The sequence below is a fragment of the Arthrobacter russicus genome, assembly GCF_031454135.1.
Lineage (GTDB): Bacteria > Actinomycetota > Actinomycetes > Actinomycetales > Micrococcaceae > Renibacterium > Renibacterium russicum.
The window spans coordinates 1624821-1638083 of sequence record NZ_JAVDQF010000001.1; the positions used below are offsets into that span (position 1 = coordinate 1624821).

15 protein-coding genes, 1 tRNA gene and 1 rRNA gene are annotated in these 13263 nt (G+C 63.2%); 7 read left to right on the plus strand and 10 right to left on the minus strand.

What is annotated here, in order from left to right:
• Nucleotides 1-68: 68 nt before the first annotated feature.
• From JOE69_RS07635 to JOE69_RS07645, 3 genes are all read left to right on the plus strand, one after another.
• Nucleotides 69-224, plus strand: a complete 156-nt coding sequence (locus tag JOE69_RS07635) for a hypothetical protein (protein ID WP_309797484.1) — start codon at nt 69-71, stop codon at nt 222-224.
• Nucleotides 225-314: 90 nt separating this feature from the next.
• Complete coding sequence (locus tag JOE69_RS07640) at nt 315-641, plus strand: hypothetical protein (RefSeq protein ID WP_309797485.1); 327 nt, start codon at nt 315-317, stop codon at nt 639-641.
• A complete protein-coding gene (locus JOE69_RS07645; RefSeq protein WP_309797487.1) occupies nt 641-832 on the plus strand; it encodes a hypothetical protein in 192 nt (63 codons plus the stop codon). Before JOE69_RS07640 ends, JOE69_RS07645 begins: the two co-directional genes overlap by 1 nt.
• Before the next feature lie 203 nt (nt 833-1035).
• Here the strand turns inward: JOE69_RS07645 and JOE69_RS07650 are convergent, their stop codons facing one another.
• From JOE69_RS07650 to JOE69_RS07680, 7 genes are all read right to left on the minus strand, one after another.
• The gene (locus JOE69_RS07650) at nt 1036-1548 is read right to left on the minus strand and encodes a hypothetical protein (RefSeq protein ID WP_309797490.1); all 513 of its coding nucleotides are present in this window, start codon (nt 1546-1548) and stop codon (nt 1036-1038) included.
• A gap of 299 nt (nt 1549-1847) precedes the next feature.
• On the minus strand, nt 1848-2072 hold the full coding sequence (locus JOE69_RS07655; protein WP_309797491.1) for a hypothetical protein: 225 nt from the start codon (nt 2070-2072) through the stop codon (nt 1848-1850).
• Nucleotides 2073-2339: 267 nt separating this feature from the next.
• On the minus strand, nt 2340-2465 hold the full coding sequence (locus JOE69_RS07660; protein ID WP_309797493.1) for a hypothetical protein: 126 nt from the start codon (nt 2463-2465) through the stop codon (nt 2340-2342).
• A 249-nt stretch (nt 2466-2714) separates the two neighbouring features.
• A tRNA-Thr gene (locus tag JOE69_RS07665) sits at nt 2715-2791 on the minus strand.
• Nucleotides 2792-2826: 35 nt separating this feature from the next.
• Nucleotides 2827-3639 carry a putative protein N(5)-glutamine methyltransferase gene (locus tag JOE69_RS07670; protein WP_309797495.1) on the minus strand — a complete coding sequence of 271 codons (813 nt, stop codon included), beginning with the start codon at nt 3637-3639 and terminating at the stop codon, nt 2827-2829.
• 30 nt (nt 3640-3669) lie between these two features.
• A complete protein-coding gene (locus JOE69_RS07675) occupies nt 3670-4575 on the minus strand; it encodes a DsbA family protein (RefSeq protein ID WP_309797497.1) in 906 nt (301 codons plus the stop codon).
• Nucleotides 4576-4602: 27 nt separating this feature from the next.
• Nucleotides 4603-5508: a DsbA family protein gene (locus tag JOE69_RS07680; RefSeq protein WP_309797500.1), complete on the minus strand. Its 906-nt coding sequence runs from the start codon at nt 5506-5508 to the stop codon at nt 4603-4605.
• 275 nt (nt 5509-5783) lie between these two features.
• On the opposite strand from JOE69_RS07680, the gene otsA reads away from it, so the two are divergent.
• The 4 genes from otsA to JOE69_RS07700 all read left to right on the plus strand — a co-directional run bounded on the left by otsA (nt 5784) and on the right by JOE69_RS07700 (nt 10729).
• Nucleotides 5784-7211, plus strand: coding sequence for an alpha,alpha-trehalose-phosphate synthase (UDP-forming) (gene otsA / locus JOE69_RS07685; RefSeq protein WP_296364375.1), 1428 nt, complete (start codon nt 5784-5786; stop codon nt 7209-7211).
• A 5-nt stretch (nt 7212-7216) separates the two neighbouring features.
• Nucleotides 7217-7987 (plus strand): trehalose-phosphatase, encoded by a 771-nt coding sequence (gene otsB, locus JOE69_RS07690; RefSeq protein ID WP_309797502.1) that lies wholly within the window; start codon nt 7217-7219, stop codon nt 7985-7987.
• A 166-nt stretch (nt 7988-8153) separates the two neighbouring features.
• Nucleotides 8154-9236 (plus strand): ABC transporter ATP-binding protein, encoded by a 1083-nt coding sequence (locus JOE69_RS07695; RefSeq protein ID WP_296364373.1) that lies wholly within the window; start codon nt 8154-8156, stop codon nt 9234-9236.
• Between the two features lie 101 nt (nt 9237-9337).
• The gene (locus JOE69_RS07700; protein WP_296364372.1) at nt 9338-10729 is read left to right on the plus strand and encodes a DUF4032 domain-containing protein; all 1392 of its coding nucleotides are present in this window, start codon (nt 9338-9340) and stop codon (nt 10727-10729) included.
• 30 nt (nt 10730-10759) lie between these two features.
• Here JOE69_RS07700 and JOE69_RS07705 read toward each other — a convergent pair whose 3' ends face one another.
• The 3 genes from JOE69_RS07705 to rrf all read right to left on the minus strand — a co-directional run bounded on the left by JOE69_RS07705 (nt 10760) and on the right by rrf (nt 13069).
• On the minus strand, nt 10760-11359 hold the full coding sequence (locus JOE69_RS07705) for a hypothetical protein (RefSeq protein ID WP_309797508.1): 600 nt from the start codon (nt 11357-11359) through the stop codon (nt 10760-10762).
• Nucleotides 11360-11450: 91 nt separating this feature from the next.
• A complete protein-coding gene (locus JOE69_RS07710; RefSeq protein ID WP_309797510.1) occupies nt 11451-12818 on the minus strand; it encodes an FAD-binding oxidoreductase in 1368 nt (455 codons plus the stop codon).
• Nucleotides 12819-12952: 134 nt separating this feature from the next.
• Nucleotides 12953-13069: ribosomal RNA gene (gene rrf, locus JOE69_RS07715) — 5S ribosomal RNA — on the minus strand.
• Between the last annotated feature and the right edge of the window lie 194 nt (nt 13070-13263).

Consider the following 13263-nt stretch of genomic DNA (forward strand, 5'->3'; position numbering starts at 1 on the left):
GCCTTTCGGCTTCGGTTCGCACGCCACCCCATCGCCGTCGACGGGCGCACACGGTATAGGCTGAACGTATGCTTGGAATAATTCTCATCGCCCTGATCGTCTGGATCGTACTCGTGGTGCTGGGCTTCCTGATCAAAGGGCTGTTCTGGCTCGCCGTCGTCGGGGTCATCCTGTTTCTCGCCACCGCGGTCTTCGGCTGGTTGAAACGCAGCACGAACAACTGAAGCCCCATTCCCGCACGCCGGCGATTTTGGCCCACGCCGCGGAAAATTCAGCGGCGTGGGCCAAAATCGGCGGCGCCTAGAATGGTAGGCATGCGCCAAACCTCAGCAATCGTCACTTCTGTCGGAATCGTCGCTCTCGTGCTGGGCGGTGTCATCGCGGTTTCCGGGCTGGTGGCGAACCTGCAGGATCTGTTCGCACTCACCAGCTTCGGCCCCACCCCGAGCGGCTCGGGAACCGTCGCCGTGGTCGCCGGAGTGATCCTTTTGGTATTGGGATTGCTCACCCTCGTGGTGGGCGTCTACACGCATATGTCCAATGTCGAGTTCCTGGTCAAACAGGCCACCGGCGCCGCGCCCGCAACCGAACCGGAGCGCACTTTCGAGGTTCCGGAGCAAGAACCGGGCGATACCAAGTAGTGGAGCCCCCTGCCGGATTCGCCCGAATCGGCGTGCCCGCCTCCAATGGCACCCCGGCGCTCGGCCAGGGCGGCAACATCCAAACCGCCACTTTCCCGGCGGATCAGGACACTCCGGGCGGGGCGGCGTGGCTTTCCCGGCTACCACCAAGACTCCGCACCCGCGACTGGACTCAATTCTTCTGGGCCTGAAGCGCCGAGAATGGGTCAAACGGCCCACTCGACGCCGGAGCCAAAGGCTTCTATGTCCCGGCTGTGTCCCTGAAATTACAATTCGTATGCAGTTGGTACACCGATGACCCCTGGCCCACCGAACTGGCCGGCAGGCTGGTAAAGGAGAGCGCCTCGTTCAGGATCATTGTCGATTCTGAACGGGGCGCTCTCCGCTTTAGCGATTAGCTCCAAGCTTGCTGAACACAGACTCCGATCGAACCACCCCAGAATCCGGATGCACCGGAGAGGCAAATTAGACATCCAGCACCTGCGGTAACTGCACAAGCTGCTCCGCAAATGATGCCGAGGCCGGCGAGGATCGCCCAATTGATACCCAAACTGTTCAGGCAGCTGTTCAGCTTGCCCCAGTCCATGCCCACAGTTTGAATGCTGGCGTTGGTGATTTGCGACTGACCTGTGGCGTTGTCTTTGGTGACCAGGTTATCTCTTGTGAGCTCTCCACCGTCCCAGACCGCCAGACGCATTTGCGCCTCCGAAAGCAAACCCGCTGCGGACTCACTGGTGACGACCTTTCCATCTGCGTTGATCCGATACATCACTGAAGACAGCGCCGCAAGGTTGGAGCCATTCAACTGCACTCGACCGACAACAACATTCTCGCCCATATCGAAGATCTTTGCCTGGGAAAAATCCTGCTTCAGACCACTGCGAGGAACGTATCCCGCCGCTTGCATGGTGCTTTTGGCCTGATCAAATGCAGCACCAGTCAGGGGCGTAGCCCGCGCGTTGAAGCTATCAATCGAAGTCTGCAGAGCGCTCAGAGAGGATCTTTCATCCGGAGCTGATATTTGGATCTGTGAAACCGTCCTGGTCCCGACGCCAGAGAATTCGCCGGTGGCTTACTGAACATTAGGACTTTGCCCAGCTTGCGGGGAACGCTGAATTGAATAACCAAAAGCAAAAGAAGCCAGCAGGCCGAGCACGACCGCAAAGATCATCGCGGTAGTTCTAAAATTTTTCGAACCTATGCTTGTCATGAATCGGCTCTCCTGGAAATGTTATATCGAACGATAGCTAAAGCTAGTGCAGTCAGGATGAGGACAAATCCTATGATCCAGAAGATCGCAGCATAGGGCTTCAGCGGCGCTAGAAACGAGAGTCCGGTGACGGCTGCGGCGAGAAAAATGCTTATAATAACCGCCGCTCGAAGCCATTGATAATGATTCTCTTTAAATGCACTTGAGGATTCTTCTTGCAATGTCCACTCCTTGGCAGCAGCAGGAAATTTAAAATTGACGAGGTCGAATACGTCAATGCTTCGATATTCAGAGTATCTGACTTATCTCAGAACGACTAGCGAAAAGTAAATCACGACAAAGACCCCCCGCGCTGCAACGCCCACCATTGCCTCGATCTGAAGCAATCAGGTGGCGGCAACCCTTGAACCGGCCGAAGCCTGTTGGGCACTCCCCCGGGTGGAGCTTCACGGTTTGCGGCGCCCGTATAGAGCCTTCTCATCGGAGCGCTAAATTTTTGCACCCAGGCAGTAGTAGACCTTCGCGGTCCCACCCAACGCGCCGATCTCCGCGGCTAGCTCCGTCTTGTCCACGATCCGCACCCGCACCATGATCTGATCGATCGTCGCACCCACCTCAAGCTGCGTACACGGATCCCTAGCCATCTGGACTAAGCCGTCATCTGAAAAGACGCCAATACGATCAGCCGAAAGCTTCGACCGCACATCCGCCAGCAAAAACTAATCAGCCGCAACCCCTGCCAGCGCTGAGCAATTCACGAGGATTACGGCAGAGATCAAGGAGGTTCCAAGGGTCTTAATTCGTGAGTTCATCAATGGTCTCTCCGAGCTAGCGGGTGAGAACTGAAACCAGGGATTTTTCATTGGAGCCCCCTGCCGGATTCGAACCGGCGACCCCCTGTTTACAAGACAGGTGCTCTGGCCAACTGAGCTAAGGAGGCGGGCAGCGGCGCCTAGCCAAACCGCCGGAACAAGCTTAGCCCAGGCCGTTGGAAGTAGCAGAATCGGCCAAGCGGCCGAGCACGACCGTGGCGCCGGTCTCCGAAGCCTGCGAGGCCCAGGCCGCGAAGCCGCAGTTTTCGAGAATCCCGATCGTCAGCGGCAGCTGCCGGGCGCTGGTTTCGATCAGCAGCACTCCGCCGGGCGCCAACCACTCGGGCGCCGCTTCGGCCACCCGACGCTGCACCGCCAAACCGTCCGGACCGCCGTCGAGCGCCGCCGTCGCCTCATGCAGTCGCGCCTCGGCCGGCAACAGCGGAATCTCTCCGCTGGGCACATAAGGGGCATTCGCCATCAGCACCCCGATCTGCCCGCGCAGCCGGGCCGGCAGCGGTGCGAACAAATCGCCGGTGAACACCCCCGCACGGTCGGGGAGGTTCCGTCGCGCATAAGCCACCGCTTGCGGATCGAGATCCGCAGCGTAGAGCTCGACGTCGGGCGCTGCGGCCAGAACCGCGGCGCCCAGGGCTCCCGAGCCGCAGCACAGGTCCAGGACCACAACACCGGGCTGGACCAGCCGCAGCGCCTCCCGGGCCATCAATTCGGTGCGTTTCCGCGGCACGAAAACACCCGGACCCACGGCAAGCCGCAGCCCGCAGAACTCTGCCCAACCGACGATGTGTTCCAACGGCAGGCCGGCCACCCGCTGTGCGAGCAGCTGCGCCAGGGTTCCCGGATCGGCCGCTGCGCCGAGCAGTACCGTCGCCTCGTCCTCGGCGAAAACGCAGCCGGCAGAACGCAGGGCCGCCGTCAGCCGCGAATGTTCTGCGGAAGACTGGCGACCCTGCATCAGATCACGCAACCGGCGGGATCCGTGGTGCTACTTCTTCGCGTCGATGACGCCCTGGACGTAGGCCTGGAAGTCAGTGAAGCCCTGGGCCTGCGAACGGTAGCTCTGGCCGTCGACGAAGATCGTCGGCGTAGAGGTGATGCCGTGCGCCTGCGCCTGGCTGGTCACATATTGGATCATCGGCCGGTAGGTGGCGTTGTCGACGCAGCTGTCCACATTCGCGCCCGCATCTTTGGCGTACTGCTTGAGCTGGTCGTTGCTCAGCCCGGTGCCGCCTTCAGCAGGCTGGTTTTGGTACAGCGCAGCCACGAAGTCGAGATACTTGTCGGGCGCCTGGTCCGCGACGCACGCCGCAACGTTCGAAGCGCGTGACGAGTAGTTCGTGGTCGAAGCCCCGTCGAGCAGCCCGGCAGGCCGGTACTCGAGAGTGATCTGCCCGGCATCTTGGAACTGCTTCAGCACGCTGGCATTGGTCTGCTCGAAAGCCTTGCAGAACTCGCAAATGAAGTCCAGGTACACGACGACCTGCACCGGCTGGCCCACCGGGGTGGCCTTGATCCCGATCTGCTCCGGATCGATCACCGCGGTCGGGCTCGCGGTGGGAGCCGCCGGCAGCGTGTTCTTGTCCACCGTCGAGTCATTGGTGCTGGGCGGGATCACCGCATTGTTGGCTCCGAAGACGATGCCGCCATAGGCATTGACATTCGCCGGCACCGGGCCGCTGTCCGCAATCGGCGCGTTGTTGCGCATGGTGGTGACCACCACCAGGGCGATCACCGCGATCACCGCGATTGCTGCCGCGACCACACCGCCCCGGATCAACCAGCCGTTGCGCTTCTGCCGCTTCAGTTCCGCTGCCCGGATCTCCCGGGCTTTTTCCCGGGCCGCAGCAGTACGCTCGGCCTTGGACATCTTCGGTTGGTTTTGTGAGTTCATCGTTCCCCCTACGACTCGGTAGCCGTATTATTTTTTGGCGTCGATCGCGCTTTGGACTGACGTTTTGAAATCCGAGAAATCTTGGGTCTGGGTCTTGAACACCTGGCCGTCGATATAGGCTGTCGGGGTTCCCGTGACTCCGCCCTTCGCCGTGGCGAGCGCGGTCGCGTATTGGACGTACGGCCGGTAGGTCTTGTCGTCGATCGCGGCGTCGACGTTGATCCCCAAGTCCTTCGCGTATTGCTTGAGCTGATCGTTGCTCAGACCCGCACCGCCTTCTTGCGGCTGGTTGTCGTAGAGCTTGGTGAAGAAATCCAGATACTTGTCCGGGGCCGTGTTGGCTACTGCGGCTGCTGCGGCCGCCGCCCTGGAGGAGTAGTTCGTTGTGCTGTTGCCATCGAGCAGGCCGGTGGGCCGGTACTCGAGAGTGATTTTGCCATCGTTGGCCAGTTGCTTGAGGGCTTCGCCATTGCTGGTTTCGAAGGTCTTGCAGAACGGGCAGAGGAAGTCCAAGTAGATGACCACGCTGACTGGCTGGCCCGAGGCCGAGGCGGCGATCCCGGTGTTGGCCAAATCCGGGCTGGGCGTAACTCCTGCGGTCGCCGCCGGAACCGAGCCCTTGTCCACGGTGTTGGCGGAGGCAGTCGGCGCAACCGGTTTCAGGTCTTTGCCGACTTCATAACCGCCGAAGGTGTTCATGTTCGCCGGGACCGGACCGCTGTCCGCAATCGGGGCGTTGTTCCGCATCGTGTTGACGACGATCAGAGCAACCACCACGATGATCGCCACCGCCGCGACCAGGACGCCACCGCGAATCAACCAGCTATTTCGCTTCTGCCGTTTGGCCTCGGCCTCACGGATCAGCTTTGCCTGTTCACGTGCTGCGGCCGTACGTTCGGCCTTGCTCGTCCTGGGTTCGTTCTGTGGACTCATCGTTCCTCTGTAGTCTTTGCCCGGCGCGAAGCCGTGAAATTGTCAACTTCTCCATTTTAGGCGAAACCGTCGAACTGCGCCGCATCGGGAGAGCCGAAATCGGCAAACCCACAGCACTCCCCCAGCCCGGACCACTTTACCTTCCCCATCCCCGAAGCGCCCTGCCGGCACCCGTCGGCGATCCGTTCTCCGGGCGCCATGTGACGGCGGTCCCAGCGAAGCAGATCCGTCATGGATAAGCTGGGGCTTGGGACCAACCGGCAAGGAGCAATTCAGTGCCAACGAAGGAACGAAGCAAAGCGGCCAAAGGCAAGGGTCAGAAATTCGACTTTATCGTCGTCTCCAACCGGCTGCCGGTCGACCGGGTGCAAGCCGAGGACGGGGCCGACCAGTGGCGCCGCTCCCCGGGCGGCCTGGTGACCGCCTTGGCGCCGATCATGGCGAAGTCCGAGGGCGCCTGGGTGGGTTGGCACGGGGCCGCCGGCGAGCGGCTCGACGCTTTCGACCACGGCGGGATGCAGTTGATCCCGGTGGAACTCGACGCCGAGGAAGTCGAGCTCTACTACGAGGGGTTCGCGAACGCGACCCTGTGGCCGCTGTACCACGACGTGATCGCGCCGCCGGAGTTCCACCGGACCTGGTGGGAGGCTTACCGCACGGTCAACCGGAGGTTTGCCGCAGCGGCAGCTGAGGCGGCAGCGCCGGGCGGGACCGTCTGGGTCCAGGACTACCAGCTGCAGCTGGTGCCGAAATACCTCCGCGAACTCCGGCCGGACCTGCGCATCGGCTTCTTCAACCATATTCCGTTCCCGCCGCTGGAAATCTACGCGCAATTGCCCTGGCGCAGGACGATCCTGGAAGGGCTTTTGGGCGCCGATTTGATCGGTTTCCAACGTGGCAATGACGCAAGCAATTTCCTGCGTTGCGTCCGGCGGTTCGTCAACGCCACGGTCCGGCAGAACCAGGTGCAGATCGATGATCGGACGGCCCGGGCCGAAGCCTTCCCGATCTCGATCGACATGGCGCAGATCTCCGCCCTGGCCAACAAACCCGAAGTGCAGCAGCGCGCCGCGCAAATCCGCCGTGATCTGGGCAATCCCAAGACCATTCTGCTCGGCGTGGACCGCTTGGACTACACCAAAGGGATCCAGCACCGGTTGAAGGCTTTCGGCGAACTCCTGGCCGACGGACGGCTCACCGTCGAAGACGCCACGTTAATCCAGGTAGCCAGTCCCAGCCGGGAACGGGTGGAAAGCTACCGGCTGCTGCGCGAAGACGTCGAGGGCGCGGTCGGCAGGATCAACGGCACGCATGACACGATCCAGAACACCGCGGTGCGGTACTTGCACCACAGCTACCCGCTCGAGGAGATGGTCGCGCTCTATCTCGCCGCCGACGTCATGCTGGTCACCGCGTTGCGGGACGGGATGAATCTCGTGGCCAAGGAGTACGTCGCCACCCGCAGCGACAACACCGGCGCCCTGGTGCTCAGCGAGTTCACCGGGGCGGCCGACCAGTTGCGCCAGGCGATCCTGATCAATCCGCACGACATTGACGGGCTCAAAGACTCGATCATGGCCGCGATCAACCTCTCCCCGGCCGAAGCCGGCCGCCGGATGCGTCTGATGCGGCGGCAGATCTTGGACCACGACGTCGAACGCTGGTCGCAGGAGTTCCTGGACAAGCTCGAGTCCGGACGTTGAACGGCATGGCAACGCTCGACGCCGGCCTGCAGAGCGCCCTGGAACGGCTCAGCCGGGTGCCGCGGATCCTGGTCGCGATGGACTTCGACGGGACCATGGCTCCGTTGGTGGCCCGGGCGGAAGCCGCCCGGGCCACCCCGGCGAGCGCGGCCGCCTTCAACCGCTTGGCCGAGCTGCCCGGCATCACCACGGCGCTGATCTCCGGACGCGCCCTCGACTCGCTGCGCAATGTCGCCGAGCCCGATCGACGGACCTTGCTGATCGGCAGCCACGGCGCGGAATCCTGGTTGGGGCCGGGCGCCGAGCCGCTCCGGCTCAGTGCGGACCAGGCCCGGCAACGGGAAGCCATCATCCAGTTGTTGTCCGAAGTTTCCGCCGGGCATCCGGGCACCACCGTGGAGCTGAAGCCGGCCGGCGCAGTGCTGCACACCCGGCAAGCCGACGACCTGCTGGCCGCCGCAGCGGTCGACGCCGCCCGGTCCGGGCTCGGCGGACTCGGCGTCGAGCCCAAAACCGGCAAGCGGGTGCTCGAAGCCTCGGTGCTGCGCAGCGACAAAGGCCAGGGGTTGCAGACCCTGCGGGACGCCAGCGCGGCGGAGGCGGTTCTGTTCGCCGGCGATGACACCACCGACGAAGACGGCTTCGCGGTACTGCGCTGGCCGGACGTCGGCGTCAAAGTCGGGTCCGGACCGACCGTGGCCGAATTCCGGATCGGCTCGGTACCGGAGACCGCTCTGCTGCTCGATGCTCTGGTCCGGTTGCGCCAGGACGGCTGAGCGCCCGGCACAACCGACCGGCAGCTGCACGCCGGGCTCTTGACGGGTATGGAATAGTAGAGAACGGTAGCCGGCTGTGACTCGCGGCACACCACGACAATTGAATAACCCATCTTTCACTACGGATCGTTCGGCACGTACCTGCCGATGAAGGGAATGAAGAACTGTGGCAACAGTTACTTTTGACAACGCTACGCGTTTGTACCCGGGCACCGACAAGCCCGCGGTCGACAAGCTCAACATCGAAATCGCCGACGGCGAATTCCTGGTTCTGGTCGGCCCCTCCGGTTGCGGAAAATCCACCTCGCTGCGCATGCTCGCCGGCTTGGAAGACGTCAATGCGGGCCGGATTCTGATCGGCGATCGCGACGTCACCGACGTTCCGCCGAAAGACCGCGACATTGCAATGGTTTTCCAGAACTACGCCCTGTACCCGCATATGACGGTTGCGGACAATATGGGTTTCGCACTGAAGATCGCGGGCATCAACAAGGAAGAACGCGCCAAGCGGGTGCTCGAGGCCGCAAAGCTGCTGGACCTCGAAGCGTATTTGGACCGCAAGCCGAAGGCACTCTCCGGCGGCCAGCGCCAGCGCGTCGCGATGGGCCGCGCCATTGTGCGAAACCCGCAGGTCTTCCTGATGGATGAGCCGCTTTCCAACTTGGACGCGAAGCTCCGGGTGCAGACCCGCACCCAGATCGCGTCGCTGACCCGCCGTTTGGGCGTCACCACGGTCTACGTGACGCACGACCAGGTCGAGGCAATGACCATGGGCGATCGCGTCGCGGTGCTCAAGGACGGCATCCTGCAGCAGGTCGATACCCCGCGCAATCTCTATGATCGCCCGCAGAACGTCTTCGTGGCCGGATTCATCGGCTCGCCCGCGATGAATCTGCTGGAACTGCCCGTGGTCGACGGCGGCGTGAAGTTCGGCGGCGTGGTCTACCCGGTGCCGCGCGACGTGCTCGAAGCAGCGGCTGGAAACACCGTGACCTTGGGCGTGCGCCCCGAAGACCTGGAAACCGACCCCAACGGCGAAGGCCTGCCGGTCGAGGTCGATGTGGTCGAGGAACTCGGTGCCGACGCTTACATCTACGGCCACACTACGCTGGACGGCAAAGACTACGACATCGTGGCCCGCGTTGACGGCCGGCGTCCTCCGCTCAAGGGCGACACGCTGCACGTCCGTCCGCAGCAAGGCCACGTGCACCTGTTCGATGCCACCTCCGGTCTGCGGCTCGGCGACTGAGCCAAGCGGCTAACCGCCACTGCGAACTCCGCCAGCGGCTCCGGATCCCTTTCCGTCTCGACAGGGAGCCGGAGCCGCTGGCTTTAACGAGAGAATGGAATATGCCCGTTCCCAGCGACACAGCTTCCGGCGCGCAGTGGCGCGATGAACCGACCGATTTCGACCAGCACGGGAAACTGCCACGCGAATCGGCACGCGAGAACACACCGCCGGCTGCAGTGCTGGGCTCGCTCAACATCACGGCCGCGGCTTCGGACCCGGAGCTGCTCGACCTGCCGTGGCATTTGCGCCTGGAGGATTGGCCGAGCGAAACCTTGGCGGCATTGCCGCGCGGCATCTCCCGGCACGTCGTCCGCTTCGCACATCTGGGCGGTTCGGTCATCGCGGTCAAAGAAACCAGCGAACACGTGGCCCGGCACGAGTACCATATGCTGCGCAAGCTGCAACGGTTGGACGTGCCCTGCGTGGAGCCGGTCGCGGTGATCACCGGGCGCACCACCGCCTCCGGAGCGCCGCTGGACCCGGTGCTGGTCACCCGGCACCTGAAGTTCTCCTTGCCCTACCGCGCCCTGTTTTCCCAAATGCTGCGCCGGGACACCCTGACCCGTTTGATCGACGCCCAGGCGCTGCTTCTGGTCCGTCTGCATCTGATCGGCTTCTATTGGGGCGATGTTTCGCTTTCCAACACCCTGTTCCGCCGCGACGCCGGAGCCTTTGCCGCGTATCTGGTCGACGCGGAGACCGGCGAGCTCTATCCGGATCTCTCCAGCGGCCAGCGCGAGTACGATTTGGAGATCGCCCGGGTGAACATCGCCGGCGAACTCATGGATCTGCTGGAAGGCGGGTTGATCGACGAAGAAGTCGACCCGGTCGCGACCAGCGAGCTCATCATGGACGCCTACCGCAGGCTATGGGCCGAGCTGACCGAAAAGGAATCCTTCGAGCTCGGTGAACGCTGGCGGGTCGGTGCCAGGATCCGACGGCTCAACGACTTGGGCTTCGACGTCGAAGAATACGCGATCAAAACCAACCCCGAGGGCTCCACGATCCAGCTGCAGCCGAAAGTCGTCGACGCCGGCCACCACCAACGCCGGCTGCTCCGGCTCACCGGCCTGGATGCCCAGGAGAACCAAGCGAGACGGCTGCTCAATGACATGGACAGCTATCGGGCGGACAACAACCCCGACTTGGACGAAGAGATCAGCGCGCATTCCTGGGTCCGGCATGTCTTCGAGCCGATCGTCCGCTCCATCCCACGCGAACTGGGCAAGAAGCTCGAGCCGGCCGAGGTCGTCCATGAAGTCTTGGAGCACCGCTGGTACATGTCCGAAAAGCAGGACCGCAATGTGCCCCTGGCTGAGGCGGTCCAATCCTACATCGACGGTGTGCTGCGGCACCGGCGGGACGAAGCGGCGCTGATCATCACTGCGGATACGCAGACCATGAAGATCCTGGAGGGCGGCACGCTGGACGGCGAAGCGTCCCGGGACTGAGCCGACCGCTCAACGCCGGCCGGTCCCGGTTCAGCGGTGCGCCGGCCGGGAACGGTTGAGCGCGAAGACTGCGATCGCGCCGCCGGCCACGACGACGACGGCGGCCATCACCAGGAGCAGCGTCAGCAGCCCTGGTCCGCCGTCGTTGTTGCTGCTCACCGATGCCGGGGCGCCTTGGTTGCTGTTCCCGGTGCTGCTCGACGGGCTCGGCTTCGAGCTGGTACTGCTGGCGGATGCCGTGCTGCTCGGGCTGGAGCTGGTGGCCTGCACAGTGGCCGATTCGGGCCCGGCGGGATTGCCTTCTTCCGGTTCCGGAGGCACGGAGCTGCCTGGTACCGGCTGCACCGGCACCACGTTCGGCGTCGGAACCGGATTTTGCGCTTCCCGGACCTTTTCTTGGGCGCCCGCGCCCGGCGCGGCAGTTTCGGGCTTGCCCGACGGCGTCGGGTCCGGCCGCTGCGTGTCGGGCTTGCCCGGCGCCACGGTCGAGTCGGTGTTGGAATGCGAGGGGGACGGTGTCGCCGAAATGCTCGGCGTGCCGTCTTTTGCCTGCGCAGCGGTCGCCGCCGCAGTCACAGCCAGAAGCCCGGCCAAGGCACAGGCCAAGAACCTGCCCGTCAAGGTTTTCACGTGGTGATCGAACTCCCCGGATACCGCCGCGGTCCCCACGACACGGCTCTGCCACGCCGATGGAAGACAGCGCGTTCAAATTCACATCATGCTACACGGCTTTACCAGGATTGAAAATTCCTTGCGGGTCGAAAAGCTCTTTGATCCGGCGCTGCAAGCCGATCAGCTCCGGGGACTGCTCCAAACCCAACCAACGCAATTTGAACTGCCCGACGCCGTGCTCTCCGGTGATCGTGCCACCCATCGAAAGCGCGATCTCGACCGATTCGTCGAGGGCATCGTTGAGCCGTCGGATGCCGTTCGGGTCCGCTTCCGCGATCCAGAACGTCGGGTGCAGGTTGCCGTCCCCGGCGTGTGCAACGACCCGGACGTTGACCTGCTGGCGAAGCGCCAGCTCCTCGGTGGCTGCGATGTAGTCGACCAGCCGCGAACGGGGCACCGCAACGTCCTCACCGACCCGGGTTTCCAGATCCGCGTCCATCCCCCGGGAATGCCGGCGCAGCTCCAAAAGTCGTGCCGCCTCCTCCGGGTCTTCGTCGAAGACCCGTCCGCCCAGACCGGCGACCGCGCGCACGACCTCGGCAGCTTCCAGGTCAGCAGCCAAACCGTCAGTTTGGATCAACAGCAAGGCACCGCCCCGGGAACGCAATGCCGAGTCCATCCGCGCATCGATATCCGCCAGCGAAGCGCCGTCCAGCAACTCCATGATCGCCGGCTGCACCCGGGCCCGGCCGACTGCCAGGACGCCGGCCGCGGCCGTCCTGAAATCTTCGAAGAACACCGCCAAGGTGCGCGTCTGCACCGGAAGGTATTTCAATCGCACCGTCGCTCCGACTACGATCCCCAGAACCCCTTCGGAACCGGTGAACAATCCGGTCAAGTCGAATCCCGCCACGCCTTTGAACGTCCGATGGCCGGTATGGATCAGGGAACCGTCGGCCAGGACCACGTCCAGCGCCAACAGCGAATCCCGGGTCACCCCGTATTTGGCACATCGCAGTCCGCCGGCGTTGGTCGCGACATTGCCGCCGATCGTGGACAGGCGATAGCTGGCCGGATCCGGCGCATACATCAACCCGAAAGGTTCCACGGCAGCATTCAGATCTGCATTGACCACGCCGGGCTCGACCACCGCGACTTCGTCTTCGGGATGAATTTCCAGAATCCGGTTCATCCGTTCCAAACTCAGCACCACGGACCCCGCGGTCGCATGGGCACCCCCGGAGACGCCGGTACCGGCACCTCGGGGGATCAATACCACCTGATGCCGTGCCGCCCACTTCACCACCGTCTGGACCTCGGCAACCGAGCGGGGGAACACCACAGCCATCGGCTGCTGCAAGTCCAGGACCGGGCCCTGGTCCACGGCATATTGGTTCAGTACGTCGGCTGCGGTGCTGAAGGAACCGACGGACAGGGCGGAAAAGAGTTCGGCTAGAACAGTGTCGCGGTCAGGCATGGAATCATCTTAGTTCGCGGCTGGTCGTCGTTGTTACTGGGGGAATTGCGCTCGGCCGTGGCCGGGTGGTGGTGTTGTTTTAAATGGCGAAGACCTTCCGGCGTCTTTGCTGGAAGGTCTTCGCGTGTGGTGTTGTCCGGCGGTGTCCTACTCTCCCACACCCTCGCGAGTGCAGTACCATGGGCGCTGTGGGTCTTAGCTTCCGGGTTCGGGATGGGTCCGGGCGTTTCCCCCACGCTATGGCCGCCGTAACTCTTTTTCACCGGCCCGTCTCCCGTGTGTGGGGTGGGTGGTGTGAAGTGTTTTGGTGTTGCGTGTATGTAATTGTATCGTGCTTTTTTGTGTTTCCCTTGGGTGGTTGAAACCCTTGTGGTGGGTTTGTTGGTTGGGAACCGTAGAGTGGACGCGTGCATGCAGGTTTTTTTACCCACCGTTGATGGTGAAC